Genomic DNA, 26,572 nt, shown 5'->3' with positions numbered 1-26,572 from the left:
CGATCTCCATCAGGATCTCGATGGTCCTGACAGCATCGAGCGGGCCGCTCAGCATGTCCCCGAGATTGACGATGTCGGTGATTCCAAGCGCGCGAATGTCTGAGAGCACCGCCTCCAGCGCGAGATAGTTTCCGTGGACGTCGGCAATCGCGGCAAAACGCATGTGGGTCACCGTAGCCCGGATGGAGCGAAGCGCAATCCGGGACTCTAACTGCTTGGCGAAATGTCCCGGATTGCGCTTCGCTCCATCCGGGCTACGTGGCTCTCATGCAGGAGGCGTGCCGTTGAGCCCGAGCACGTGGCCGGCGAGATAGAGCGAGCCCGTGATCAGGATACGCGGCGGCACCTCGCAGGCGAGCTTCGCCAGGGAACGCAGGGCGGCCTCGACGCCGGGGGCGATCTCGACGCGCATGCCGAGGCTGCGGACGGCGTCCGCGAGATGGTCGACCGGCATCGCATTCTCCGTATCAGGGATCGGCACCGCGATGATGTGACGGGTGAGCCCGGCGAAATTCGCCAGAAACGCCTTCGCGTCCTTGTTCGCCATCATGCCCGCGATGACGACGAGCGGCCGCGACACGCGTTCTTCGAGATCTCCGAGCGCGGCGGCGGTGACGCGGCCGCCGTCGGCATTGTGGCCGCCGTCGAGCCAGATCTCGCTGCCTTGCGGCCCGAGAGCGAGCAGCTCGCCCGAGGTGAGCCGTTGCATTCGTGCCGGCCACTCGGCACCGACGATGCCGGCCTCGAATGCCGCCTGGTTGACCTTGAAGGTCGCAATCGCGCGCAGCGTCGCAATGGCAAGGCCGGCATTGTCAAACTGATGACGGCCGAACAAGCGCGGCGCGGCGAGATCCATCAGGCCACGCTCGTCGGAATAGACCAGGCGCCCATGCTCGACATTGACGTGCCAGCTTTCGTTCGCGGCAAACAGCGGCGCGCGCATCTGCCTGGCCTGCGCCTCGATCACAGCCATCGCTTCGCCCGTCTGCTCGGCGCAAATCACCGGCACGCCGCGCTTGATGATGGCGGCCTTCTCGGCGGCGATCGACGCCAGCGTCGACCCCAGGAAATCCATGTGGTCCATGCTGACAGGCGTGATCACGCAGGCAGCGGGCGTATCGACCACGTTGGTCGAATCGAGCCGGCCGCCCAGGCCGACTTCGAGCAGCACCGCATCGGCAGGATTTTGCGCGAACAGCAGGAATGCCGCGGCGGTCTTCAGCTCGAAGACCGTCGCGGGCTCGCCGGCATTGACGCGCTCCACCTGTTCCAGCGCAGCAAGCAATTCGTCGTCGGTGACGAGCACGCCGCCGCCGAGGCGGCCAAGGCGGAAACATTCGTTGATGCGGACGAGATAGGGCGAGGTGTAGGCGTGGACGCGCAGGCTAGCTGCCTCCAGCGTCGCGCGCAGGTAGGCCACCGTCGAGCCTTTGCCGTTGGTGCCGGCAACATGGATCACCGGCGGCAGCTTGCGTTCGGGATGATCGAGCCGCTCGAGCAGACGGTGCATCCGCTCGAGCCCGAGATCGATGCGCTTCCGATGCAGGGCCGACAGCCGCCCGATCAATGCATCGAGCGACGCTTTTGTGCTGTCAGGGGACGCGTTCACGCGTGGGGTGCGGCAGGCGCCGTCTCAGCGGCCGATACGATCTGCGCCGGGCTAGCGACGGGCTGCGTCGGCTTGGACACGTTCTCCTGCGCGGGCGCCTTGGTCAGCAGGCGGCACAGCCGCGCCAGGGTCGGACGCAGCTCATGGCGATGCACGACCATGTCGACCATGCCGTGCTCTTTCAGATATTCGGCGCGCTGGAAACCTTCCGGCAGCTTTTCGCGAATGGTCTGCTCGATCACGCGCGCGCCGGCAAAGCCGATCAGCGCGCCGGGCTCGGCGATCTGGACGTCGCCGAGCATCGCGTAGGACGCGGTGACCCCGCCGGTGGTCGGATTGGTCAGCACCACGATGTAGGGCAGCTTGGCTTCGCGCAGCATCTGCACCGCGACGGTGGTGCGCGGCATCTGCATCAGCGACAAGATGCCCTCCTGCATGCGCGCGCCGCCGGATGCGGCGAAGACGATGAAGGGCGACTTCTTCTCGACCGCAAGCTCGAGCCCGCGGACGATGGCTTCGCCCGCGGCCATGCCGAGCGAGCCGCCCATGAAATCGAAATCCTGCACGGCGACGACGACGCCGGCCCCTTCGAGCTTGCCGTAGCCGACCTTGATCGCATCGTTCAGATTGGTGCGCGCCCGCGCATCCTTGATGCGGTCGACATACTTCTTCTCGTCGCGGAACTTGAGGGGATCGGCCGTCACCTCGGGCAGGGCGACGTCGAACCAAGTCTCGTTGTCGAAGATCGACTTCAGCCGCGCGACCGCGCCCATGCGCATGTGGTAGTTCGAGCCGGGGATGACGAACTGGTTGGCCTCGACGTCCTTGTAGAACACGAGCTGTCCGGAATCCGGGCACTTGATCCAGAGATTCTCCGGCGTCTCCCGCCGCAGCATGTTGCGGATCTTCGGCCGGACCACATTGGTAAGCCAGTTCATGGTTTGCTCCGATGTGCGATCCCGCTGGGAATCGCCTGAAAGGATATATGGCGGCCGGGCCGTTGCCCGACAAGCTGCCGTGTCATCCACCGCAAAAGTGGAATTATGGCCTATTCGGCCGCTTGTTTGGCGCCCTTGACGCCCTGGGCCAGGGCCGCGGTCAGCTCGGCCACGGCGTTGACGGTTTTGGCGGTCGCGCGGCCCTCGGCATCGAGGCTGTTCTTGAGCGCGTCGACCAAGGCAGTGCCGACCACCGAACCATCGGCCTTCTCGGCGATGGCGCGCGCCGCCTCCGGCGTCCGGATGCCAAAACCGACGCAGATCGGCAAGCCGGTATGCCGCTTGATGCGCGCGACGGCGTCTCCGACGACATTTGCGTCCGCCGCCGCCGCACCGGTGATGCCGGCGATCGAGACGTAATAGACAAAGCCTGACGTGTTCGCGAGCACCGCGGGCAGGCGCTTGTCGTCGGTGGTCGGGGTCGCCAGGCGAATGAAGTTCAGGCCCGCCTTCAGGGCGGGAATGCAGAGCTCGTCGTCCTCCTCCGGCGGCAGATCGACGATGATGAGGCCGTCGACGCCTGATGTCTTGGCATCCGCCAGGAACCTGTCGACGCCGTAAATGTAGATCGGATTGTAATAGCCCATCAGCACCAGCGGCGTGATGTTGTCGTCCTTGCGGAAGTCCCGCACCAGCTCCAGCGTCTTCTTCAAGGTCATGCCGACCTTGAGCGCGCGCAGACCTGCCGCCTGAATCGAGGGACCATCCGCCATTGGATCGGTGAAGGGAATGCCGAGCTCGATGATTTCGGCGCCGGCCTTGGGCAGCGCCTTGACGATCTCGAGCGACGTCGTGGGGTCGGGATCGCCGGCCATCACATAGGTGACAAAGGCCGAGCGGCCCTGCTTCTTCAGCTCGGCAAAACGGGTGTCGATACGCGTGGTCACTTGCTCTTGCCCTTCAGGATGTCGCCGACCTGCGGGACGTCCTTGTCGCCGCGGCCGGAGAGATTGACGACCATCAGGTGGTCTTTCGGCCGCTTCGGCGCGAGCTCCATCACCTTGGCGATGGCGTGGGCGGGCTCGAGCGCGGGGATGATGCCTTCGAGCTTGGAGAGCAGCTGGAACGCGGCAAGCGCTTCGTCATCGGTCGCGGAGAGATAATTGACGCGGCCGACCTCGTGCAGCCAGGAATGCTCGGGGCCGATGCCGGGATAGTCGAGGCCGGCCGAGATCGAATGCGCGTCCTGGATCTGGCCGTCGGCATCCATCAGAAGATAAGTGCGGTTGCCATGGAGCACGCCGGGGCGGCCGCCCGCGATCGAGGCCGCATGCAATTGCGTGAGGCCGTGGCCTGCGGCTTCGACGCCGAAGATCTCGACGCTGGGATCGTCGAGGAACGGATGGAACAGGCCCATTGCATTGGAGCCGCCGCCGATGCAGGCAACCAGCGAATCCGGCAGGCGTCCCTCGACCTCCTGCATCTGCGTCTTGGTCTCGACACCGATGATCGACTGGAAGTCGCGCACCAGCGTCGGATAGGGATGCGGGCCCGCCACCGTGCCGATGCAATAGAAGGTGTTGTGCACGTTGGTGACCCAATCGCGCAGCGCCTCGTTCATGGCGTCCTTCAGCGTGCGCGTGCCCGACTGCACCGGGAACACCTTTGCGCCCAGCATCTCCATGCGGATCACGTTGGGCTGCTGCCGCTCGACGTCGACGGCGCCCATATAGACGACGCATTCGAGGCCAAAGCGCGCGCACAGCGTCGCGGTGGCGACACCGTGCTGGCCGGCGCCGGTCTCGGCGATGATGCGCTTCTTGCCCATGCGCCGCGCCAGCATGATCTGGCCGAGCACGTTGTTCACCTTGTGCGATCCGGTGTGGTTGAGCTCTTCGCGCTTGAGGTAGATTTTCGCACCGCCGAGATGTTCGGTGAGACGCTCGGCAAAATACAACGGCGAGGGCCGGCCGACATAGTTCTTGAGATAGCCGTTCATCTCGGCCTGGAAGGCCGGATCGGCCTTGGCCGCGGTGTAGGCCTTCTCCAGATCGAGGATCAGCGGCATCAGGGTTTCGGCGACGAAGCGTCCGCCGAAAATGCCGAAATGGCCGCGCTCGTCGGGCCCGCTGCGATAGGAATTTGGTTTGGCGATGGTCATCGAACGCTCAACTCTTGAGTGGCGCGCGCGGCGCGAATGAAGGCCTTGATCATTTCAGGATCTTTCACGCCTGGAGCGCTCTCGACGCCGGAGGACACGTCGACGCCGCCGGCGCCGGTGACGCGCAGGGCTTCGACAACATTGTCGGCGTGGAGCCCGCCCGAGACCATGTAGGGCAGCTTGAGATCGAGATTTTCGAGCAGGTGCCAGTCGAAGGGCTCCCCCAGGCCACCGGGGCGGGTCGCATCCTTCGGCGCACGGGCGTCGAACAGGATGCGGTCGGCGATTGCGGCATAACCTGGCAGCACCGCCAGATCGGCCGCGGCCGCGACCGGCACCGCCTTCATGACCGGGCGGCCGAACTTCTGCTTGATGTCACGCAAGCGCGCCACGCTCTCCTGGCCGTGGAGCTGGAAGATGTCAGGCGACAGCGCGTCCATGATGTTGTCGAGCGTGGCATCGTCGGCATCGACCGTGAGCGCCACTTTCAGCGCGCGCTTTTTCACCTGCCGGCCGAGATCGCGTCCCGTCTCCAGGGAGACGTGCCGCGGCGAGGGCGGAAAGAACACAAACCCCACCATGTCGGCGCCCGCGTCGAGCGCCGTTTGAAGCGTCTCGCGCGTGGACAGGCCGCAGATCTTGACGAGCAGGGACATGGTCTCAAAGCAGATGGAGGCCGCAAGCGGCGGCCGGGAAACGGGCTTTTCGGTTCGGGCCGCTTCTACAACGTCGCGCGCTGCTTGTCTCGCCCGATAGGCCCGTAAAGGCCCACTCCTGAGGGCGCCGGGAGGCGCTGGGCCTCGGGCTTGGCTGCGGCCGCCTGAGCCCGCAGCCCGGCCAATTCGCCCCGCGCGGCCCGGGCATCCGCCTCATGCCGGCGTGCGGCGCGGCGCCAGTGCCGCTGGCCGAACCAGACCGCGCAGCCGCCGACCACGACGCCCAAGGCAGCCGTCAGGACCAGCAGCAGGAACAACGGAATGTCGCGCGACAGCGCCGGATCCTTCGCCATGAAGGGATCGAAGGAGACGGTGACCTCGTGCCGGTTGGCGGCCGCAAAGGTCACCAGGATCAGGACCAGCGGAGTCACGAACAGCCAGGTCAGAAACTTTCGCATCGCGTGTCGCTCGCCTTGAATCACCTGCCGCCGCATCAAACGGCGGTTCGGCTAAGCCCGGACGACAGACCTAATCGGGCGCGCCCGGATCGGGATGGTCGCGGTTAAGCCGCTCGCGCATTTCCTTGCCGGTCTTGAAGAACGGAACGCTCTTCTGATCGACGGGGACATGGGCGCCGGTGCGCGGATTGCGGCCGGCGCGGGCGGGGCGATGCTTGACCGAGAAAGCGCCGAAGCCGCGCAGCTCGACGCGGTCACCGCGCGCGAGTGCCGCTACGATCTCTTCGAGAATCGCATTCACAATGTTCTCGACATCCCGCTGGTACAGATGCGGGTTGTGCTCGGCGATACGCTGAACAAGTTCGGATTTGATCATCGAGAGATAGGACCCGGAAGCGTGCGGATGACCATTTCCGTGAAAATGCCTTGATCTGTCAAGACGCTAAATGAAGGCTGGGCGTCGTGAAAGTGCGTGACATTTGCCGAAAAAGCGGGCTGCAAATCCACCCGCCAGACGGGAAAAGGGGCTGGAGCTCGCGCGGTTCCGTCAGTTTCAGCTCAATTCGATGCGGCCGGCTGCCACAGCGCCAGCAATCCATCCAGCCCGGCACGATCAACCGCCTGCACGACGCCAGTTTGCTCGATTTGATGCGCAATCGCGCTGAATCCAAGCGCTTCCAGGGTCACTGAGGCCGCCGTCTTGAAGAGGGTCAGGTCGCCAAAGCGCGGCTCGAGCTTGTAATCGCGCACGGAAAGACCCTTCTTGACGCCCTTCTGTTCCTCCAGCCAGGTCACCGCGGTCTTCTCGTCGCCGAGCTGATCAATCAGCTTGAGATCGATCGCCTGGCGGCCAGTGAAGACACGGCCATCGACGACTTTTTCGAGCTGCGTGTCATCCATGCCACGGCGCTGCTTCACCAGATCCTTGAACCAGGCATAGGAATCCTTCACCAGCGCATCCAGAGCGGCGCGCGCTTCCGGGCTGGTCGGCTCAAAGCCGTTGGGCGCGGCCTTGAGCGGCGTGGATTTTACCTCCTCGACCTTGACGCCGATGGTCTTCAGGAGCTCGGTGACGTTGGGGAACTGGAACAGCACGCCGATCGAGCCGACCAGCGAGCTCTGCTGGGCGATGATGTGGTCGCTCGCGATCGCGGTGATGTAGCCGCCGGAGGCCGCAAGGCCCTCGACCACCACGACCAGCGGCTTCTTCGCCTTCAGGCGCATCAAGGAATCATAGAGCTGCTCGGAGCCGGCGGTGGTGCCGCCGGGCGAGTTGACGTGAACGATCACGGCGGCGGCCTGCGAATTCTCCAGCCGCTCCAGCGCCCGCGTGCGCTCGGCATCGCTGCGGATCAGGCCCTCGATCTGCACACGCGCGATGGAGCCGGCGGAGACGAAGCTGCCGCGCGCGCCGGGCGTTGCGATCAGCGCAAAGCCCGCGATCGCGGCGATCGCGATCAGCGCGGCCATCACGCGCCAGAACGTCAGCTTGCGGCGGATCCTGCGGCGATCGACGATGATGTCCGAATCGAGCGACATCGAGATATCTCCAAATGAAAGGCCGCTGGCGTCGTGCGGTCACAACGTGACCCTCAGCTCGTCTGGATACATCAATTGCGGCGCAATTTGAAGAAAACAAGGCCTCTTGATGCGAGCCGAGAGCGTCATCGAACATTCGCTGTCGTCCCGGCCACGGCCGGGACGACGATAGCAACAAAAAAGCCCCGGCCGGAGCCGGGGCTTTGATGTCAGCGAAACCAAGGTTTTCGCTTACTTGCTGTCGCGGTTCTTGAGCGCGGTCCCCAGGATGTCGCCGAGCGTCGCACCCGAATCCGAGGAGCCGTACTGCGCGATGGCTTCCTTCTCTTCGGCGACTTCGAGCGCCTTGATCGACACCTGGACCTTGCGGGCCTTCTTGTCGAACTGGATCACGCGGGCATCGACCTTCTCGCCGACCGCGAAGCGTTCGGCGCGCTGGTCGTTGCGGTCACGCGCGAGCTCCGAGCGCTTGATGAAGGTCGAGAAGTCGGTCCCGGCGATCTTCACCTCGATACCGCTCTCCTTCACTTCGAGCACTTCGCAGGTCACGACCGCGCCCTTCTTGACATCGCCCGGCTCGGCGAAGGGGTCGCCTTCGAGCTGCTTGATGCCGAGCGAGATGCGCTCCTTCTCGACGTCCACATCGAGCACCACGGCCTTCACCATGTCGCCCTTCTTGTAGTTGTCGATCACCTGCTCGCCCGGAAGCTTCCAGTCGAGGTCGGAGAGGTGGACCATGCCGTCGACGTCGCCCTCGAGGCCCAGGAACAGACCGAACTCGGTCTTGTTCTTGACCTCGCCCTCGACCACCGAACCGGTCGGATGACCTTCGACGAAGACCTCCCACGGGTTGCGCATGGTCTGCTTGAGGCCGAGCGAGATGCGGCGCTTGACGGAATCCACTTCCAGCACCTGCACGTCGACTTCCTGCGAGGTCGACACGATCTTGCCGGGGTGCATGTTCTTCTTGGTCCACGACATCTCGGAGACGTGGATCAGGCCTTCGATGCCCGGCTCGAGCTCGACGAACGCACCGTAGTCGGTGATGTTGGTGACGCGGCCGGTGAAGCGGGCACCCAGCGGGTACTTGGCTTCGATGCCCTGCCACGGATCGTCAAGCAGCTGCTTCATGCCCAGCGAGATGCGGTGCGTCTCGTGGTTGATCTTGATGATCTTGACCTTCACGGTCTGGCCGATCGAGAGCACCTCGGTCGGGTGGTTGACGCGGCGCCACGCGATGTCGGTGACATGCAGCAGGCCGTCGATGCCGCCGAGATCAACGAACGCACCATAATCGGTGATGTTCTTGACCACGCCGTCGATGACCTGACCCTCTTCGAGGTTCTGCACCAGCTCCTGACGCTGCTCGGCGCGGGTCTCTTCGAGCACCGTGCGGCGGGAGACGACGATGTTGCCGCGACGGCGGTCCATCTTGAGGATCTGGAACGGCTGCGCGTTGTTCATCAGCGGCGCAACGTCGCGGATCGGACGGATGTCGACCTGCGAACGCGGGAGGAAGGCAACGGCACCGTCGAGGTCAACGGTGAAGCCACCCTTGACCTGGTTGAAGATGACGCCCGTGACCTTCTCGTTGTTCTGGAACGCCTTCTCCAGCTTGCCCCAGCTCTCTTCGCGGCGCGCCTTGTCGCGCGACAGCACGGCCTCGCCGAGGGCGTTCTCGATGCGATCGAGGAACACTTCCACCTCGTCGCCAACCTTGATTTCGCTGTCACGGCCGGGGCCGGAAAATTCGCGCAGCGCAACGCGGCCTTCGGTCTTCAGGCCGACGTCGATGACGGCCATGTCCTTTTCAATTGCAACCACCTTGCCCTTGACGACCGAGCTCTCCTGCAGGTTGCCACCCGCGAAGGACTCGTCGAGCATCGCGGCGAAATCGTCACGCGACGGGCTATAGGTATCAGCGGAAGTCGAAGCCATTTGTTCTCCAGTTGCGGATGTCTTGCCGGCCGTTGGATTCATGGGCGTATCGCGCGCGCAGTGTCGGAAGGCCCGCAAGACCTTCGAGCGACCGTTCGCTGCTCCGGCCTGAAGCCGAAACAGCGGAAACGGGCCGGCAGAGGCCCGCGCGTTCGATACGTGGAATCGTTGTGTCCGGAGCCTGGATCGCGTCGATCCCCAAACAGGGACCGAGAGTATCGACCTCAAAGAGCGGGAGCGGGCACTTCCTCCAATGACGGCTGCGGCTTAGCCCCGCGACCGGCCCGCTCGGACGGCCTCGATAATGTCGATGGCGGCCCGGACGCCGCCTTCTATATCCAGTTGGGAGTTATCTAGCAAGTAAGCATCCAGGGCCGGTTTTAAAGGCGCAATCGGCCGGTTCTTGTCCCGTTCGTCGCGCCGGATGATGTCGGCGAGCACGGCCGCCTCGTCCGCTTCCTCGCCCCGCGCCCTGGCCTCCATGGTGCGCCGGCGAGCGCGGACCCTGGGGTCGGCCACGACAAAGATTTTCACATCGGCATGGGGGCAGATCACGGTTCCAATGTCCCTTCCGTCCAGCACGGCCCCGGGCGGGTCGGCGGCGAATTGCCGCTGGAAATTGACCAGGACCTCACGGACTTTGGGGATCGCCGAGACGATCGAGGCGCCCTCACCGGCCTCCTGGGTCTTCAGGGCGGGATTGCCGAACTTTTCGGGATCGAGTTCCAGGGCGGCTTGCACCGCCGCGGCCTCGTCGTGGAGATCGTTGCCGGACTGCATCAGGGCATAGGCCACCGCGCGGTAGATCACGCCGGTATCGAGGTGACGATAACCATAGTGATGGGCGAGGCGCTTGCCGAGCGTGCCTTTGCCCGAGGCCGCGGGACCATCGATGGCGATAATCATGAGAACTCGGCCCCAAGCGAGCGCATCATTGGGATGAAGTCAGGGAAACTGGTGGCGATGAAGGCGGTGTCGTCGACGATCACCGGCTGGTCGGAGGCGCAGCCCATCACCAGCGCGGACATCGCGATGCGGTGATCCATATGGGTGGCGACAGTCCCGCCGCCGGGCACATGGCCGCGACCCTCGACGATCAGGTCGTCGCCGGAGACCTCGACCTTGACGCCGTTGACGCGGAGCATCGCGGCGGTGGCCTCGAGCCGGTCGGATTCCTTGACACGCAGCTCCTGCAGGCCCCGCATGATGGTGGCGCCTTCGGCAAACGACGCCGCCACGGCCAGCACCAGATATTCGTCGATCATCGAGGGCGCGCGCTCCGGCGGCACCTCGACGCCGCGCAGCTTTGAGGCGCGCACGCGCAGGCGTGCCATCGGCTCGCCGGCATCACCGCGCATTTCGCTTTCCTCGATCGACGCGCCCATTTCACGCAGCGTCGTGAACAGGCCGGTGCGCAGCGGATTGGTCATCACGTCGGACAGAACGATGTCGGAGCCTTCGACGATCAGTGCCGCGACGACAGGGAAAGCTGCAGACGAGGGATCGGCGGGCACGATGACGGTCGCGCCATGCAGCTCGGGCTGGCCGACCAGCGTGATGCGGCGGCCGTGAGCTCCCTCGGCGACCGAGGTGATGTCGGCGCCGAAATGCTTCAGCATCAGCTCGGTGTGGTCGCGGCTGGCCTCGCTCTCGATCACGGTGGTGGTGCCCGGCGCGGCGAGGCCGGCCAGCAGCACTGCCGACTTGATCTGAGCGGAGGCGACCGGGGTCTTGTAGGTGATCGGCAGCGGATGGCGCGCGCCCTGGATGGTCAGGGGCAGGCGGCCGCCCTCGCCGCCAGAGACGACCTTGGCGCCCATCTTTTCGAGCGGATCGAGGATCCGGCGCATCGGGCGGCTGCGCAGCGAGGCATCGCCGTCGAAGTCAGCCGAGATCGGGCAGCCGGCAACGGCGCCCATGACCAGCCGGCAACCGGTGCCGGAGTTGCCGAAATCCAGCGCCGCCTTGGGCTGGGCAAAGCCGCCGACACCCACGCCATTCACTTTCCAGGCGAAATCGCCGGTGCGCTCGACCTTCGCGCCGAGGGCCTGCATGGACTTGGCGGTGTTGAGGACGTCCTCGCCCTCGAGCAGGCCCGTAATGCGGGTCTCTCCGACGGCCAGCGCGCCCAGGATGAGGGCACGGTGGGAGATCGACTTGTCCCCGGGTACCCGTACTTTTCCGGTCAGGGGACCGCTTGGGCTCGACTTCAGGGGTGTCGGCTTGTCGGAATGGGTCAAGATTGTGTCCTTGGATGCGCCTCGGAGGCTGGCGGGCACCTACCACATGGCCCCCCCGCCGTCACGAGCATGTCTTTCTCCCGTAATGCGCTATTGACAGCGGGCCGCCAACTAGCCAAGTGAAACACCGCTTTTCAGACATCCCAGGATTCCTCTGCCGTGGCCAAGTCCGAACTCGGAACCAAACGTATTTGCCCGACCACGGGCAAGAAGTTCTATGACCTCAACAAGAATCCGGTGATCTCGCCTTATACCGGCGAGGTTGTGCCGATCGCGCCCGTGGCGCCGGCCCGCGGCACCCGCGGGGCCGAGGCGCGCCACGCTGCAGCTGCGGACACCGCGCCGGAGCCGGCCGAGAACGAAGAGTTGGTTTCGCTCGAGGAGGCCGATGCCGAGGAGAACACCGGCAAGGTCAAGGCCGTCGTGCCCGAATCCGAGGACGATATCGAGGTCGACGAGACCCTCGACGACGACGATGACGATGATTCGACCTTCATTGCCGACGAAGAAGAGGGCGATGAGGACGTGACCGACATCATTGGTGATGTCGGAGGCGATGAAGAGACTTGAGATCAGTCCCGATCTGTGAAAAAGGGTGCACCGCGCGAGTCGGAAGGCTCGCCGGTCGGGAGTGATCCCCCAGGATCATCCCAAGGGTTAAGGGGCCATAGCTCAGCTGGGAGAGCGCTTGCATGGCATGCAAGAGGTCGGCGGTTCGATCCCGCCTGGCTCCACCAGCCTTCGCGAGCTTCGGCTCGGCAAGCCTGAGGAAGTCCCTCGTAGCGAAGTGAGCGAAGGCGGCGCGCCTGGCAAAACACAATGCCGGCGAGGTGCCGCACACGTCAAAATACGGCCCTTGGCGAATTCGCACGTATTTCGCTTTCGACGACGCCGCACGAGCTGCCGCATTCGAGCGATATCTGAAGTCAGGCTCTGGTCGCGCATTCGCCAAGAAGCATTTCTGATCTGCGCGTTCGGGGCCTACTCCCCGATCACCGCATTCAACCGATCCCTCAGCGCGACAATCTCGTCTTTCATCGCGACCAGCTCCGACACCGTGCAATCCGACGCCGCGAGGATCGATTGCGGCACGCTGCGCGCTTTCTCCTTCAGCGCATGCCCCTGCGGGGTCAGGGCGATCAAGACCTGACGCTCGTCCTCGCTCGAGCGCGTGCGCTTGACGAGGTGCGCGGCCTCGAGCCGCTTCAGGAGCGGCGTCAGCGTGCCTGAATCCAGAAACAGCTTTTCGCCGATATCCTTCACCGGCACGTCATCGCGCTCCCACAGCACCAGCATGACAAGATATTGCGGATAGGTCAGGCCGAGCCGGTCCAGCAGCGGCTTGTAGACGCGGTTGAAGGCGTGCGCGGCCGAATAGACCGCGAAGCAGATCTGGTTGTCGAGGCGTTGCGGATCGAGGGTCGATAATTTGCGGGCCATAGAGAATCTCTTGAGACTGGCCCGCATTGTGGGACCGGGCGGGCCTACATTCAATTGCGAACAATTAAATGTGAGGCTTGCGGATTTCAATTGCGCGCAATCTAATTGTTTGCAATACAGAGCGCACCCCAACCGAAGCCCCTAAGGGAGACGACAATGTCCGTGAACGTCCTTTACAAGACCAGCGCAAAAGCCACCGGCGGCCGCGACGGCCATGCCGCGACCCTCGACGGCGCGCTCGACGTCAAGCTGACCACGCCGAAGGAGCTCGGCGGCGGCGGCGGCGCCGGCAACAATCCCGAGCAGCTGTTTGCGGCCGGCTATGCCGCCTGCTTCATCGGCGCGATGAAGTTCGTGGCCTCGCAGGGCGGCCCGAAGGTTCCCGCCGACGCCTCCGTGACCTCGACCGTGGGCATCGGCCCGCGCTCGGCCGGCGGTTTCGGCCTCGACATTGATCTCGCCGTCTCGCTGCCGGGCCTGTCCCGCGCGGACGCCGAAGCGCTGGTCGAGAAGGCGCACCAGGTGTGCCCCTACTCCAACGCAACGCGCGGCAATGTCGACGTTCGCTTGACGGTCGTCTGATCCCGACGGTGAAATGGCTGGCCCGGGATCCCTCTCAGGCCGGCCGCTTCCGCGAGATTTCCCACGCTGCGGGATTGCGCGGCGACGCATACGCCCCCACGCGACAAGCCATTGCTGGCGCGTTCGAACCTCGCTAGGCCTGTGATCAATATCGACACAGGGGAAGCAAGGCATGACTGACACCGCCACAGGCGCAATGAGCGGACTGCGCGTCATCGATCTCACGCGCGTGCTTGGCGGCCCCTATTGCACCCAGATCCTCGCCGACCACGGCGCCGACGTGATCAAGGTCGAGCCGCCCGCGGGCGACGAGGTGCGCGATTGGGGCCCTCCCTTCCACGAGGACGATGCGGCCTATTTCATCGGCATCAACAGAAACAAGCGCTCGATCGGCCTCGATCTCGCTTCCGAAGGCGGCCGCGTCGTGCTGCTGAAGATGCTGGAGACGGCCGACGTCCTGATCGAGAATTTCAAGCCGGGCACGCTGGAGAAATGGGGCATCGGCAACGATGTGCTCGCCCAGAAATTTCCGCGCCTCGTGCATTGCCGGATCTGCGGCTTCGGCGCCGACGGCCCGCGCGGCGGCAACCCCGGCTATGACGCCATCATCCAGGCCATGACCGGCATGATCGCCGCGACCGGATCGCCCGAGAGCGGCCCGATGCGGATCGGCGTGCCCTTGGTCGACATCACCACAGGCCTTTACGCCGCGATCGGCATCCTGATGGCGCTGTCCGAGCGGCAACGCTCCGGCAAGGGCCAGTTCCTGGAGACGACGCTGTACGAGACCGGCCTTGCCATCATGCATCCGCACACCGCGAATTATTTCATGCATGGCAAGCCGCCGTCGCTGACCGGCAACGAGCACCCGAACCTCGTGCCCTACGCGATCTTCCCGACCAAGACCGACAACATCTTCATCGGCGTCGGCAATGACGGCACCTTCCGCAAGCTCGCCAAGGAGATCGGCAAGCCCGAGCTCGGCACCGACCCGCGCTTTGCCCGCAACAAGGACCGCATCGCCAATCGCGAGGCGCTGCGCGCCGAGCTCGCCGCGGTGTTCAGCCAGCACGAGGCCGAGCCGCTGTGCAATCGCCTGCTCGCCGCGGGCCTGCCCGCAGGCCCCGTGCAGAAGATCGACCAGGCGCTGACCAATCCGCACACCGTCGCTCGCGGCGATGTCATCGAGAAGGACTGGTACAAGGGCGTGGCTTCGCCGATCCGGCTTGATCGCAGCAAGCCGAGCCTGCGCCGGCTGCCGCCGAAATTCAGCCAGCACTCCCAGGAGGTGCTGGGCGAGTTCGGCTACTCAAGGTCGGAGATCGACGCGATGGTCGAGAGCGGCGTGGTCTGCGGGCCCGAGCGCAGGCGCTAGAGCCCGCATCCTAGGTGCTCTCCCTCCCCCGCTTGCGGGGCGCGACGAGCCTCGCTCGCGCTGAGAGGGTTGGGGAGAGGGTGTCTCAACAACGGGACAATCCCCCAGAGGAGAAAGCCCTCACCCGCGCTTCGCGCGACCTCTCCCGCAAGCGGGAGAGGTTTTCGAATCCGCGGCCCGATCGTCAGCCTCACATCACCAATGCCGCAGTGCGGCGCGAGCATTGGTGTGCACCGCGAACGCCGGCCGTTGCGCGGCGCGTTCGCCTATTTGACGACTTCCCTTTTCCGGCGCTTGCCGCTTTCGTTTCGGCCGCTTACACAGTCATGTGAACGTCATATGGCGCTGCTAGCGCAAGCGCTTCTTTATTGACGGCTGAGGGAGGTTTCTTGATGGCTCTTCGATTTTTTGGGGCGGCTGCCGCTGTCGCAATTGCAGTCGGCATGACGGCTTCGCCGGCGCTGGCCGTGACTGAAATCCAGTGGTGGCACGCGATGACCGGCGCGAACAACGACGTCATCGTCAAGCTCGCCAACGACTTCAACGCGGCGCAGAGCGACTACAAGGTCATTCCGACCTACAAGGGCAGCTATCCCGACACCATGAACGCCGGCATCGCCGCGTTCCGCGCCGGCAATGCGCCGCATATCATGCAAGTGTTCGAGGTCGGCACCGCGACCATGATGGCCGCGACCGGCGCCGTGAAGCCGGTCTACAAGCTGATGGCCGACGCCGGCGAGAAGTTCGATCCGAAGGCCTATCTGTCCGCGATCACCGGCTACTACTCGACCTCGAAGGGCGAGATGCTGTCCTTCCCGTTCAACTCGTCGTCCACAGTCATGTGGGTCAATCTCGACGAGCTGAAGAAGGTCAATGCCGAGATCCCGAAGACCTGGCCCGAAGTGTTCGAGGTCGCCAAGAAGCTGCACGACAACGGCCATCCGACCTGCGGCTTCTCCAACTCCTGGGTCACCTGGGTCAATCTCGAGCAGCTCTCCGCCTGGCACAACGTGCCGCTCGCGAGCAAGGCGAACGGCCTTGATGGCTTCGACACCAAGCTCGAGTTCAACGCACCGCTGCAGGAGAAGCATCTCGAGAAACTGGTCGAGCTGCAGAAGGACAAGACCTACGACTACGCCGGCCGCACCAACCAGGGCGAAGGCCGCTTCACCTCGGGCGAGTGCGCGATCTATCTGACCTCGTCGGCCTTCTTCGGCAACGTCAAGGCGCAGGCCAAGTTCAACTTCACCGCCGTGCCGATGCCTTACTATCCCGACGTCAAGGGCGCGCCGCAGAACTCGATCATCGGCGGTGCCTCGCTCTGGGTGATGGGCGGCAAGTCGGCCGACGAGTACAAGGGCGTCGCGAAATTCCTGACCTTCCTCTCGGACACCGATCGCCAGGTCTACATCCACAAGGCCTCTGGCTATCTGCCGATCACCAAGGCCGCCTACGAGAAGGCCAAGGCCGAGGGCTTCTACAAGGATCAGCCCTATCTCGAGACCCCGCTGCTCGAGCTGACCAACAAGGAGCCGACCGAGAATTCGCGCGGCTTGCGCCTCGGCAACATGGTCCAGCTGCGTGACGTCTGGGCGGAAGAGATCGAGCAGGCGCTCGCCGGCAAGAAGACCGCCAAGCAGGCACTCGACGCCTCGGTCGAGCGCGGCAACACCATGCTGCGCCAGTTCGAAAAGACCGCCGTAAAATAAGGCGAAGGCGCCGGCGGGCCGCATCGATCAGCGGCCCGCCCGCGCTACTCCATCATGCAAAAGCAAGCGATTTTCCAATCAAAGCTGCTGCCTTACGCGCTGGTTGCCCCGCAACTCGCGATCGTCCTGATTTTCTTCTACTGGCCGGCCCTGCAGGCCGTGATCCAGTCGTTCCTGCTCCAGGACGCTTTCGGCCTCTCGACGAGCTTCGTCTGGTTCGAGAATTATGTCGAGCTGTTCAGCGAGCCCGCCTATTTCGAGACTGTCGTCCGCACCTTCTTCTTCTCGTTCGCGATCGCGGCGTCCTCGCTCTCCGTGGCGTTGCTGCTTGCGGTGATGGCGGACAAGCCCTTACGCGGCGGCGCGGTGTATCGCACGCTGCTGATCTGGCCCTATGCGGTGGCGCCGCCGGTCGTCGGCGTGCTCTGGGTGTTCATGCTGCACCCCTCGCTCGGCGTGCTCTCGCGCTATTTGCGTAGCACCGGCATCGAATGGAATCCGCTGCTCGACGGCAACCAGGCCGCGACACTCGTCATCCTCGCCGCCGCCTGGAAGCAGATCTCCTATAATTTCCTGTTCTTCCTCGCAGGGCTCGCGGCGATTCCGAAAAGCGTGCTCGAGGCCGCCGCGATCGACGGCGCGCGCCCGATGCGGCGGTTCTGGACCGTGACCTTCCCGCTGCTGTCGCCGACCATCTTCTTCCTCCTGGTCGTCAACATCGTCTACGCATTCTTCGACACCTTCGGCATCATCGACACCATGACGCGCGGTGGCCCCGGCACCTCGACGGTCACGCTGGTCTACAAGGTCTACAATGACGGCCTGATCGGCGGAAATCTCGGCAGCTCGGCGGCGCAATCGGTGATCCTGATGATCATGGTCATCGTGCTCACCGGAATCCAGTTCCGCTTCGTCGAACGCAAGGTGACCTACTGATGGTCGAGCAAGAGGGCTTCAGGCGTTACGTCGCCCACATCATCCTCTGGATCGGGATCGCGATCGTCGCCTTCCCGGTCTACGTGGCCTTTGTCGCGTCGACCCAGGACAACGCGTTGATTGCCAACGGCCAGATGTCGCTGCTCCCGGGCGGCCATTTCTTCGAGGTCTATTACCAGACGATTTTCGTCGGCACGAGCGGCACGACCCGCGAGCCCGTCGGCAACATGATGTTCAATTCGCTGGTGATGGCGCTGGCGATCGCGATCGGCAAGATCGCGATCTCGATCATCTCGGCTTATGCGATCGTGTATTTCCGCTTTCCGTTCCGGATGGCGATCTTCTGGATCATCTTCATCACCCTGATGCTGCCGGTCGAGGTGCGCATCTATCCGACCTACAAGATCGTCGCCGATTTGCACATGCTCGACAGCTATGCGGGCCTGGCGTTGCCGCTGATCGCATCGGCGACGGCGACGCTGCTGTTCCGCCAGTTCTTCATGACCGTGCCGGATGAACTCTTGGAGGCCTCGCGCATCGACGGCGCCGGTCCCTTGCGCTTCTTCTGGGATACGCTGCTGCCGCTGTCGCGCACCAACATGGCGGCGCTGTTCGTGATCCTCTTCATTCTCGGCTGGAATCAATATCTCTGGCCGCTGCTCATCACCACGCGCGACGACATGCAGACCATCCAGATCGGCATCCGCAAGATGATGACCACCAACGATGCGCTGACCGAATGGCCGATCGTGATGGCGACCGCCGTGCTGGCGATGCTGCCGCCGGTGTTCGTCGTCGTCGCCATGCAGAAATTGTTCGTGCGCGGCCTGGTCGAGACGGAGAAGTAAAGAGACATGGCGAACGTCACCCTGCGCAACGTCCGCAAGACCTATTCCGGCGGCTTCGAGGCCATCAAGGGCGTCAACGTCGATGTCGGCGACGGCCAGTTCTGCGTGCTGGTCGGCCCTTCCGGCTGTGGCAAGTCGACGCTGCTCCGCATGGTCGCCGGCCTCGAGACCGTCACCGGCGGCGAGATCGACATCGGCGGCAAGGTCGTCAACGGAATCGAGCCCGCCGATCGCGACATCGCGATGGTGTTCCAGAACTACGCGCTCTATCCGCATATGAGCGTGTTCAACAACATGGCCTACGGCCTGCGCAATCGCGGCATGCCGGAAGCCGAGATCAAGACCCGCGTCGAGGAAGCCGCGCGGGTGCTCGAGCTCTCCGCCATGCTGGAGCGCAAGCCGCGCCAGCTCTCCGGCGGCCAGCGCCAGCGCGTCGCCATGGGCCGCGCCATCGTGCGCCAGCCCAAGGTGTTCCTGTTCGACGAGCCGCTGTCGAACCTCGATGCCAAGCTGCGCATCTCGATGCGCGTCGAGATCCGCAAATTGCAGCGCCGGCTCAACGTCACTTCGATCTACGTCACCCACGACCAGCTCGAGGCGATGACGCTCGCCGACATTCTGGTGGTGATGAACGGCGGCCAGGTCGAGCAGGTCGGCAATCCGCTCGCGATCTACGAGAAGCCGGCGACCACCTTCGTCGCCTCATTCATCGGCGCACCTCCGATGAATTTGATGTCGACGCGCCAGGACGAGATCAAGTCGCAGCTCGGCGGCGCCGCAGGCGAAGCCGGCATTCTCGGCATCCGCCCCGAGGATCTCGTCATCACCGACCGGACGCCGTCAGGCGGAGTTGCGCTGTCGCTGACCGTCGACGCGATCGAGCGCGTCGGCGCCGAGACTTTCGTCTATGGCTCGCGCGCCCAGGACGAGCAGCGCATCGCCGCCACGCCGGGCGAGTTACCGCCAGGCGAGGTGATCGTCCGCATCCCCGGAACCGAGGCTCCTGCGATCGGCGCGAAGATCCGTGTCGCCGCAATCCGCTCCAAGCTGCACCTGTTCAGCGCTGACGGGCGGACGCGGATCGAAGCCTGACGGTTCCAGCCAAACCTACCGAAAACAACCCCATGCACAGTAAAAGGGGGTCTGTTCTCATTGGGGAATCGTCCGGAAAAAGCGGCTCCGCCGCCGGGCCGCGCAAGCAGTGAATCCACAGCCCCTGCTACGTGCTTGAACCCGCACGGGGATATGCCCATATTGCTGACCAAGGGGTGCCTTGATGGGGCCCCGAAACACCAAAGTCGCTTTCCGCGAGGACTTTGTAAACTATGTCTCGTGTTCCCACGCTTTCCAGTCCGTTCCTTCTGGGCTTCGACGAAATCGAGCGCGTGCTCGATCGCGTCGTCAAAGGCGCCGACGGCTATCCTCCCTACAATATCGAGAGGTGCGACCGATCGGACGGCCAGCCCGAGCGCTTGCGCATCACGCTGGCGGTCGCCGGTTTCACCCGCGATCAACTCGATGTAACCATTGAGGAAAACCAGCTCGTCATTCGCGGGCGGCAGCAGGACGACAAGACCCGGCAATACATCCATCGCGGCATCGCCGCGCGCCACTTCCAGCGCACCTTCGTGCTGGCGGAGGGGATGCTGGTGCTGGGTGCGGATCTGAAGAACGGGTTGTTGTCGATCGACCTGGCCCGGCCAGAACCGGAGAGGATCGTTAAGACAATCGCTATCAATGAGCACGAATAATGGAACGAGTAGCGGACTCGACCGCTTAGTTCTGTGAAGGAGTCGAGACCATGAGTGAAGGTCACGTTGCGTTCGAATACGAAGCCAGGAACGTCTCACCCGAGACGCTGGCAAACCTGGGCGAAGGCCACATCGCCTATGTGAAGCAGATCCGCTCCGAGGATGTGCCCGGCCTGTTCCCCGAAGCCCCGAAGATTGCGCCCGGCCTCAAGCTGTTCGCGCTCCACGCCGCCGACGGCACGCCGATCATGCTGACCGACAGCCGCGAAGCCGCAATCGCCAACGCCTGGAGCAACGAGCTGCAAGCGATGAGCGTGCACTAAGCGCGCGTCGCACGAAGAGAGTTTTGAGCGGGCATGCCTTCGCAGGAAGGCGTGCCCGTTTTGCTTTGACCGTCGAATTCGGATACTCTCAAATCTGGTTGATACGACCAGAAAGAAGCAGATGACCGCAAAGCGTCCGTCTTCGAAGAAGGGCTCCCAGTCCGGACGATGGAGCCTTCAGGATGCGAAGACTCACCTGAGCCAGATCGTCCGAGAAGCCCACCGCGTCGGACCGCAGCGCGTGACGCTGCACGGGAAAGATGCTGCGGTTATTGTCGCGGCAGAGGAATTCGACCGCCTCCAGCGTCCCGTGAGCGGTCGCGACATCGTTACAGTCCTTGCCAAATCCCCGTTGGGTGACCTGGAATTTGAACGCCTGACGATCAAGTCCAAGGTGCGGGACGTCGAGCTTTGAGAGGCTGGCTGCTCGATACCAACGTGGTTTCGGAGCTACGCAGGCCCAAGCCCAACAATGACGTTGTAAATTTTGTCGCCGGCCAAAGCGGCGACAAACTCTATGTCACGGAGATCACGTTCGCTGAAATCGTCTATGGCATCGAGCAACTGTCCGACCCCGCCAGGCGTGCCGATCTCCAATCGTGGCTGGATAACATCCTTCGGCCGCTGTTCGCGGGTCGAATTTTTTCCATCACCGAAGATGTCATCGTGCGATGGAAAACGATGATTGTTGAAGGCCGCAAGCGCCGCCATACGTTCGGCCAACCAGACCTGTTCATCGCTGCCATCGCCGCCCTGCAGGATCTGATTGTGGTTACACGCGACATCCACGAATTCATCGAAGCGCGCGTCCCGGTGTTCGATCCGTGGACGCACAGGTTCTACCGTCACGGCAAGGAGACGCTCGTGCGGCCACCCGTGTCGCTAGATGCGATCGCCAAGCTATAGCGGAAGTGGCCACTTTACGCCCGGGGCGGCAGCGCCACTCCACCCCGCCGATGGCATGCCGATCATGCTGACCGACAGCCGCGAAGCCGCGATCGCCAACGCCTGGAGCAACGAGCTGCAGGCGATGAGCGTGCACTAAGCGCGCGCGTCGCACGAAGAGAGTTTTGGCGGGCATGCCTTCGCGCGAAGGCATGCCCGTTTTCATTTGAGAGAGGACGTTTTCGCGTCGCGATCGCAAGCCAACGGCTCCGCGCGAAGCGTGGCCAGTTAGGAATTCGGTGATGCCTCCGCCGGCGTGCGGGGGCGGCGTTGGCGACTGCGCGCACGCTGGGCTATCGCAGACAGGGTGCACGATGCGGCGGCATCGGCGGAGGGCTCCCTCCCCCGCTTGCGGGCAGGGCAATCGCATATGGCATTTTGCGCGACCTGAGCGCGCCTCGTCCTTCGAGACGACCGCTTCGCGGTCTCCTCAGGATGAGGCTAAGCAGCATCGGTGCCCGCCGAAAAATGGGGCCACACACGCAGTCCTCATCCTGCGGGCCCGCCAACGGCGGGCGTCTCGAAGGATGGCCACAGGGGAGTCTCTCCCATTTGCGATTGCCCCGCACGCGCACGAGGCCGTCATCAATCCGTGACTTGACAGTTCCTTCACATTTGTCAAATCTGACAAAATGCAGGCCAAGGCCCCGCCCCAGGACCGGATCCTCGACGCCGCCATGCGCGTGTTCCGCCGCCACGGCTTCCGCCGCTCCTCGATCGAGCAGGCGGCGGTGGAGGCCGGGCTGACGCGGCAGGCGCTCTATCATCACTTCGCCTCCAAGGAGGCGCTGTTTCGCGCCGTGGTCGAGCGGCTCTACGAGCAGGGGCTCGCCGCCGAAATCGCGGCAGCGAAGGCGGCGGAAGAAGCGGGCCTCGGGCTCGCCGACATCCTGGTCGCCGAGATCGGCGCGCGGATGCAATCGCTGCTCGCTTCGCTCAAGGACTCGCCCCACACCGAGGAGCTGTTTTCCGAGCATCTCGCGCAGGCGCGCGACCTCTACCAGAGCTATTCCAGCCGTTTCGCCGACGAGATCGCAACCACGATCGCGCGGGTGTGCCGCAAGCGCAAGCTCAACCTCGAAAGCGGCGTCACCGCGCGCGAGCTCGCACGCTGCGTCGAGATGGCGATCCACGGCACCAAATCCGCTTTCCCTTCCATGCAGCCGTTTGAAGCGTTCCTGAAACAGCTCGAGACCATGCTGCGCATGCTGATCGCCGGCGCGATGGCGCCTCCTGCGAAGAAACCCCTGCGCAAAACGGGAGTTCGAAAATGACCGCCACGACCATCAATGGCAGGCCCCTGGTGCTACCAGACGATCCGGACGCGCTCTTGATCGACGTGATCCGCGATGGCGGCCTCACCGGCACCAAGCTCGTCTGCGGCTCCGGCGTCTGCGGCGCCTGCACCGTGCTGCTCGACGGCGTTCCCGTCGTGAGCTGCCTGCTGCCGGCGCAGGCGGCCGCCGGCAAATCGCTGACCACCATCGAAGGCATCGGAAGCACCGGATTGCATCCGGTGCAGAAGGCGTTCATGGCGCACGACGCCCTGCAATGCGGCTTCTGCACGCCAGGCTTTGTCGTCGAAGCCACCGCCTTCCATGACAGCTGGCGCGCCACCAAGGGCACGGCGACGCCCTCGCGCGAGGAGATCGCCGCCGCGCTGTCAGGACATCTCTGCCGCTGCGGCGCCTATGAAGGCATTTTTCGCGCGGTGGCGGAGGCTTGTTCAGGCCGCTTCGACGGCAGCGATCCCGTCGCGCCGCGGCTGGAAGCCCGCGACAAGGTGACGGGACTGGCCCGCTACACCGTCGACGTCCACCATGACGGCCAGCTCGAAGGCGTCATCCTGCGCGCGCACGTCGCGCATGCGAGGATCACCGGGCTTGACCTGGCGCCGGCACGCACTATTCCCGGTGTCGCCGCGGTGGTTCCGCTGCTCGACGATGACAACATGATCCGCTTCGTCGGCGCGCCGATTGCAGCCGTCGCGGCCAGGGATCGCCGCACCGCATTGCAGGCCATCGCCGCGATCACCTACACGCCCGAGCCTTTCCCCGCGGTGATCGGGCTCGATGCAGCGCGACGCGACGATGCGCCAATCGTGTTCGAAAAGAAGGACCGCAAGCGTGCCGGCAACGTGTCCGAGGGCGCCGGCGGCGCGCCGGTGTCGTGGAAGGGCAATGTGCGCGGGCCTTCGGCGCCGTTCTCGCAGCAAGCCAAGCAGGCCAGGAGCTGGCTTGACGAGGCGCGGGCGCAACGCAATCCGCTGCTGGTCGAGGAAACCTTCCGCGTCTCGACGCAACAGCACGCAAGCCTCGAACCACATGCCGCCGTGGCCAGGTTCGATGGCGACCAGCTCACCGTGCACATCTCGACCCAGGCCATTCACGAGAGCATGGAGAAGATCGCCAAGCGTTTTGGCCTTCCGCACGACAAGGTGCGTGTGATCGCCGATCATGTCGGCGGCGGCTTCGGCTCCAAGGGCAGCCTTGGCCTCGAGACCATCGCCGCGATCGAGCTCGCGCGCGCCGCGAAGGCGCCGGTGCGTGTCGCCTTCGATCGCGAAGAGGAACTTTCCGTCGCCGGCTATCGTCCGGCCGCCGAATTGAAGCTGTCCTTGCTGCCTTCAACGGAAGGCCGCCTCAAGGCGCTGTCGCTCACCGCGCATGCCGATACCGGCGCAGCCGTGAACTCGCTGATCGCGGGCCTGGCACGGCTGATCTATCCGGCCGATGCGAAAGAGCTCGTCGACTTCGACGTGCTGAGCAATTTGCCGCCCGGGGCGCCGTTCCGCGGCCCCGGCGGTCCGCCGATGTCGTTTGCTCTGGAGCAGGCGGTCGACGAAGCGGCGCTGCGCATGAAGGTCGACCCGATTCAGCTGCGCAAGCGCTGGGACCCCGATCCCAACCGCCAGCGATTGTACGACTGGGCCGCCGGCCTCGACGTCTGGAAGAACCGCAAGCCGGCCGCCTTGCAAGAAGGCCGCTACCGGCGCGGCGTCGGCGTCGCCACCGGCTACTGGCTCTATCTCTGGCAGACCGGCTCCTCGGTCGAGCTCGCGGTCAAGGGCGGCCGCATCGTCGCAAGCTGCGCGGTCCAGGATATCGGCACGGGCACGCGCAGCGTGATCGCGAACACTGTCGCGAAAGCGTTCGATCTCGAGCCACAGGATGTGGAGGTTCGCATCGGCCGCTCCAACCTGCCGCGAGGGCCGGGCTCCGGCGGCAGCCGCGTCACCGCCTCGGTGGTGCCACCGACCCTGCTCGCCATCGACAAGCTGAAGGCGGAAATCAAGCGCACCGCGTCCCGCACACCTGCTCCGGGCTCGAACGCGCCGTGGCGCGAGATGATCGCCGCTTCCCCTGATATCGCCGTGTCGGCAAGACGCCAGGAGGACGGCAAGCCGCCGCCCGGCGTCCGGCCCGCGCTGCACGAGGCGGGCATCATGGGCCGGGTGTTCGGTTGGGTGCTGCGTCTGATGAACCACATGGTGGTCGGCGCCGGCGTGCCGAGCTCGGTGCAGGTGATGGAAGTCGAGGTCGATACCTGGCTCGGCCATGTGCGCGTGCTCAACGCCTATACGGGCCTCTCGATCGGCAAGCTCGCCGCGCCGATGCTGGCGCGAAGCCAGGCCGCCGGCGCGGTGATCCAGGGCATCGGCTACGCACTCTATGAGGCGCGGGAGACCGATCCCAGGAGCGGCCACATCCTGAGCGGCAACATGGAGGATTACCGCATTCCGGGGATTGCCGACATGCCGAAACTGGACGTGCATTTCGACGAGGCCGGTTTCGAGCATGTGCCCGGTGGCAGCGTCGGCATCGGCGAAGTCGCGACAGTGCCGACCTCGCCCGCGATCGCCAATGCCATCCGCGATGCGATCGGCGTGAGACTGACCGAAATTCCGTTCCGGCCCGATCGCCTGGTGGCCGCGCTGAAGGGGAGGGATGCAGCATGAGCGTCGCCGCCATCACCGCCAAGACGACTGCCAAGCCCACGCCTGAATTCCGCGCCGGAGGCACCGATTTCAGCGAACGCCGCCGCAGCGGCGTGTCGCAGGGAATGGTGATCGATATCTCGGCCAGCGGCGACAAGGCGATCACCTGGGACGCCAACGGAGCAGCCCAGATCGGCGCGCTGACCAGCATCGCCACGATCGCGACTGACGCGCGCATCGCCGCTGCCTATCCCGGCATCGCGGCGAGCGCGCAAGGCCTCGCCACGCCCCAGGTGCGCCAGGTCGCAACGCTTGGCGGCAATCTCGCGCAGCGGTCGCGCTGCTGGTACTTCCGCCGGGCCGACATCGAATGCCTGAAGAAAGGCGGCACCACCTGCCCTGCCCGGTCGGGCAATCATCTCTATGGCGTTGCCTTCGATCTCGGCCCGTGCGTCGCGCCGCATCCCTCCACCATGGCGGCGGCCCTGCTCGCCTATGATGCGACCATCGCCACGGACCGGCGCAGCGGACTCTCGATCGCGGATCTGCTCGGCGATGGCTCGCTCGCGCACGCCGATCACATGCTCGCAGCAGGCGAGATGATCAGGAGCATTGCGCTCCCGGCTCCGCTTGAGGGTGAGCGCGCGTCCTACAAGCGCGCGATCAGCCGGACCTATGCGGAATGGCCGCTGGTGGAGCTCTGCGCCCGCGTCGTGATCGCCGGCGGCAAGTTCCAGTTCGTGCGTCTCGCTGCCGGTGGCGTCGCGCCCGTGCCGCTTCGCCTCACCGCCGCGGAAGTCGCGCTTCATGGCCAGATTGCCGATGCGGCATCGATCGCAGCGGCGGCGAAAGCGGCGACCTCGCCCGCCAAGCCATTGCCGATGACGGCCTACAAGCTCGATCTTCTGCAAGGGCTGATGCGCGACGTGCTGGAGCGGCTTTTGGATTAGGCGGCTGGGCATCTTGCGGGAGAGCATAGGCCGCCTTCGGCGGCCGTTCTTCAAGGACGCCGAGGCTTAGTCTCGGCTATTGCACGCTCGCAGAGCGTGGCGGGTGAGGGTTCTTTCCTCTTGGGGACTGTCCCGTTGCGGAGATACCCTCTCCCCAGCCCTCTCCCGCAAGCGGGAGAGGGAGCGCAGTGCCGATGCCGCCACATCGTGCGGCCGAACTCGCTTCAACTTGCACCC

27 protein-coding genes, 1 tRNA gene and 2 pseudogenes are annotated in these 26,572 nt (G+C 64.6%); 17 read left to right on the top strand and 13 right to left on the bottom strand.

Annotated features, from left to right (window positions below; translation table 11 throughout):
* From HYH07_RS34660 to aroA, 12 genes are all read right to left on the bottom strand, one after another.
* On the bottom strand, positions 1-163 hold a 163-nt coding region (locus tag HYH07_RS34660), incomplete at its 3' end, for a metallophosphoesterase (RefSeq protein ID WP_220006668.1).
* 102 nt (positions 164-265) lie between these two features.
* Complete coding sequence (locus tag HYH07_RS34655; protein WP_220006667.1) at positions 266-1,609, bottom strand: folylpolyglutamate synthase/dihydrofolate synthase family protein; 1,344 nt, start codon at positions 1,607-1,609, stop codon at positions 266-268.
* Positions 1,606-2,547 (bottom strand): acetyl-CoA carboxylase, carboxyltransferase subunit beta, encoded by a 942-nt coding sequence (gene accD / locus HYH07_RS34650; RefSeq protein ID WP_057752290.1) that lies wholly within the window; start codon positions 2,545-2,547, stop codon positions 1,606-1,608. Before accD ends, HYH07_RS34655 begins: the two co-directional genes overlap by 4 nt.
* A gap of 110 nt (positions 2,548-2,657) precedes the next feature.
* Entirely contained in the window at positions 2,658-3,494 is an 837-nt protein-coding gene (trpA, locus tag HYH07_RS34645; protein WP_220006666.1) for a tryptophan synthase subunit alpha, read from the bottom strand.
* Entirely contained in the window at positions 3,491-4,708 is a 1,218-nt protein-coding gene (gene trpB / locus HYH07_RS34640; RefSeq protein WP_220006665.1) for a tryptophan synthase subunit beta, read from the bottom strand. The genes trpA and trpB overlap by 4 nt, the downstream gene beginning before the upstream one ends.
* On the bottom strand, positions 4,705-5,364 hold the full coding sequence (locus tag HYH07_RS34635; RefSeq protein ID WP_220006664.1) for a phosphoribosylanthranilate isomerase: 660 nt from the start codon (positions 5,362-5,364) through the stop codon (positions 4,705-4,707). Before HYH07_RS34635 ends, trpB begins: the two co-directional genes overlap by 4 nt.
* Before the next feature lie 65 nt (positions 5,365-5,429).
* Entirely contained in the window at positions 5,430-5,822 is a 393-nt protein-coding gene (locus HYH07_RS34630; RefSeq protein WP_220006663.1) for a lipopolysaccharide assembly protein LapA domain-containing protein, read from the bottom strand.
* A 70-nt stretch (positions 5,823-5,892) separates the two neighbouring features.
* Entirely contained in the window at positions 5,893-6,198 is a 306-nt protein-coding gene (locus tag HYH07_RS34625; RefSeq protein WP_007598410.1) for an integration host factor subunit beta, read from the bottom strand.
* Between the two features lie 182 nt (positions 6,199-6,380).
* Positions 6,381-7,361, bottom strand: coding sequence for a signal peptide peptidase SppA (gene sppA / locus HYH07_RS34620; RefSeq protein WP_220006662.1), 981 nt, complete (start codon positions 7,359-7,361; stop codon positions 6,381-6,383).
* 231 nt (positions 7,362-7,592) lie between these two features.
* Positions 7,593-9,299, bottom strand: coding sequence for a 30S ribosomal protein S1 (gene rpsA, locus HYH07_RS34615; RefSeq protein WP_057752276.1), 1,707 nt, complete (start codon positions 9,297-9,299; stop codon positions 7,593-7,595).
* A gap of 267 nt (positions 9,300-9,566) precedes the next feature.
* Positions 9,567-10,205: a (d)CMP kinase gene (cmk, locus tag HYH07_RS34610; protein WP_220006661.1), complete on the bottom strand. Its 639-nt coding sequence runs from the start codon at positions 10,203-10,205 to the stop codon at positions 9,567-9,569.
* A complete protein-coding gene (aroA, locus tag HYH07_RS34605; protein ID WP_220006660.1) occupies positions 10,202-11,539 on the bottom strand; it encodes a 3-phosphoshikimate 1-carboxyvinyltransferase in 1,338 nt (445 codons plus the stop codon). The genes cmk and aroA overlap by 4 nt, the downstream gene beginning before the upstream one ends.
* 159 nt (positions 11,540-11,698) lie before the next feature.
* On the opposite strand from aroA, the gene HYH07_RS34600 reads away from it, so the two are divergent.
* From HYH07_RS34600 to HYH07_RS36500, 3 genes and pseudogenes are all read left to right on the top strand, one after another.
* The gene (locus HYH07_RS34600; protein ID WP_057752270.1) at positions 11,699-12,109 is read left to right on the top strand and encodes a TIGR02300 family protein; all 411 of its coding nucleotides are present in this window, start codon (positions 11,699-11,701) and stop codon (positions 12,107-12,109) included.
* A 91-nt stretch (positions 12,110-12,200) separates the two neighbouring features.
* A tRNA-Ala gene (locus tag HYH07_RS34595) sits at positions 12,201-12,276 on the top strand.
* Positions 12,277-12,339: 63 nt separating this feature from the next.
* Positions 12,340-12,504 (top strand): annotated as a pseudogene (locus HYH07_RS36500) (GIY-YIG nuclease family protein); the annotation flags it as partial.
* A gap of 16 nt (positions 12,505-12,520) precedes the next feature.
* On the opposite strand, the gene HYH07_RS34590 reads toward HYH07_RS36500, so the two are convergent.
* Positions 12,521-12,979 carry a MarR family winged helix-turn-helix transcriptional regulator gene (locus HYH07_RS34590; RefSeq protein WP_220006659.1) on the bottom strand — a complete coding sequence of 153 codons (459 nt, stop codon included), beginning with the start codon at positions 12,977-12,979 and terminating at the stop codon, positions 12,521-12,523.
* A gap of 156 nt (positions 12,980-13,135) precedes the next feature.
* Here HYH07_RS34590 and HYH07_RS34585 point away from each other — a divergent pair, with 156 nt between their 5' ends.
* The 14 genes and pseudogenes from HYH07_RS34585 to HYH07_RS34520 all read left to right on the top strand — a co-directional run bounded on the left by HYH07_RS34585 (position 13,136) and on the right by HYH07_RS34520 (position 26,335).
* Entirely contained in the window at positions 13,136-13,561 is a 426-nt protein-coding gene (locus tag HYH07_RS34585; RefSeq protein WP_194478699.1) for an organic hydroperoxide resistance protein, read from the top strand.
* 172 nt (positions 13,562-13,733) lie between these two features.
* On the top strand, positions 13,734-14,936 hold the full coding sequence (locus HYH07_RS34580; protein ID WP_220006658.1) for a CaiB/BaiF CoA-transferase family protein: 1,203 nt from the start codon (positions 13,734-13,736) through the stop codon (positions 14,934-14,936).
* 392 nt (positions 14,937-15,328) lie between these two features.
* A complete protein-coding gene (gene ugpB / locus HYH07_RS34575) occupies positions 15,329-16,645 on the top strand; it encodes a sn-glycerol-3-phosphate ABC transporter substrate-binding protein UgpB (protein WP_057752261.1) in 1,317 nt (438 codons plus the stop codon).
* 54 nt (positions 16,646-16,699) lie between these two features.
* Positions 16,700-17,581, top strand: coding sequence for a sn-glycerol-3-phosphate ABC transporter permease UgpA (gene ugpA, locus HYH07_RS34570; RefSeq protein WP_220006657.1), 882 nt, complete (start codon positions 16,700-16,702; stop codon positions 17,579-17,581).
* Entirely contained in the window at positions 17,581-18,429 is an 849-nt protein-coding gene (gene ugpE, locus HYH07_RS34565) for a sn-glycerol-3-phosphate ABC transporter permease UgpE (RefSeq protein ID WP_220006656.1), read from the top strand. The genes ugpA and ugpE overlap by 1 nt, the downstream gene beginning before the upstream one ends.
* A 6-nt stretch (positions 18,430-18,435) precedes the next feature.
* Positions 18,436-19,521, top strand: a complete 1,086-nt coding sequence (locus tag HYH07_RS34560) for a sn-glycerol-3-phosphate import ATP-binding protein UgpC (protein WP_220006655.1) — start codon at positions 18,436-18,438, stop codon at positions 19,519-19,521.
* Between the two features lie 233 nt (positions 19,522-19,754).
* On the top strand, positions 19,755-20,180 hold the full coding sequence (locus HYH07_RS34555) for an Hsp20 family protein (protein WP_011083554.1): 426 nt from the start codon (positions 19,755-19,757) through the stop codon (positions 20,178-20,180).
* Positions 20,181-20,230: 50 nt separating this feature from the next.
* Entirely contained in the window at positions 20,231-20,503 is a 273-nt protein-coding gene (locus tag HYH07_RS34550; RefSeq protein WP_057752251.1) for a DUF1150 domain-containing protein, read from the top strand.
* 121 nt (positions 20,504-20,624) lie between these two features.
* A complete protein-coding gene (locus tag HYH07_RS34545) occupies positions 20,625-20,918 on the top strand; it encodes a type II toxin-antitoxin system Phd/YefM family antitoxin (RefSeq protein ID WP_220006654.1) in 294 nt (97 codons plus the stop codon).
* Positions 20,915-21,409 carry a type II toxin-antitoxin system VapC family toxin gene (locus tag HYH07_RS34540; RefSeq protein WP_220006653.1) on the top strand — a complete coding sequence of 165 codons (495 nt, stop codon included), beginning with the start codon at positions 20,915-20,917 and terminating at the stop codon, positions 21,407-21,409. The genes HYH07_RS34545 and HYH07_RS34540 overlap by 4 nt, the downstream gene beginning before the upstream one ends.
* A gap of 37 nt (positions 21,410-21,446) precedes the next feature.
* A pseudogene (locus tag HYH07_RS36495) lies at positions 21,447-21,548 on the top strand (DUF1150 family protein); the annotation flags it as partial.
* A gap of 532 nt (positions 21,549-22,080) precedes the next feature.
* The gene (locus HYH07_RS34530) at positions 22,081-22,722 is read left to right on the top strand and encodes a TetR/AcrR family transcriptional regulator (RefSeq protein WP_220006651.1); all 642 of its coding nucleotides are present in this window, start codon (positions 22,081-22,083) and stop codon (positions 22,720-22,722) included.
* Positions 22,719-25,406: a molybdopterin-dependent oxidoreductase gene (locus HYH07_RS34525; RefSeq protein WP_220006650.1), complete on the top strand. Its 2,688-nt coding sequence runs from the start codon at positions 22,719-22,721 to the stop codon at positions 25,404-25,406. Before HYH07_RS34530 ends, HYH07_RS34525 begins: the two co-directional genes overlap by 4 nt.
* Positions 25,403-26,335, top strand: a complete 933-nt coding sequence (locus tag HYH07_RS34520) for a xanthine dehydrogenase family protein subunit M (RefSeq protein WP_220006649.1) — start codon at positions 25,403-25,405, stop codon at positions 26,333-26,335. Before HYH07_RS34525 ends, HYH07_RS34520 begins: the two co-directional genes overlap by 4 nt.
* The last annotated feature ends 237 nt before the right edge of the window (positions 26,336-26,572 follow it).

The sequence above is a fragment of the Bradyrhizobium sp. BR 10261 genome (assembly GCF_019455395.1).
Taxonomy (GTDB): domain Bacteria; phylum Pseudomonadota; class Alphaproteobacteria; order Rhizobiales; family Xanthobacteraceae; genus Bradyrhizobium; species Bradyrhizobium manausense.
The sequence above is the reverse complement of the archived record's forward strand: the minus strand, read 5'-3'. Positions and strand labels throughout refer to the sequence as shown.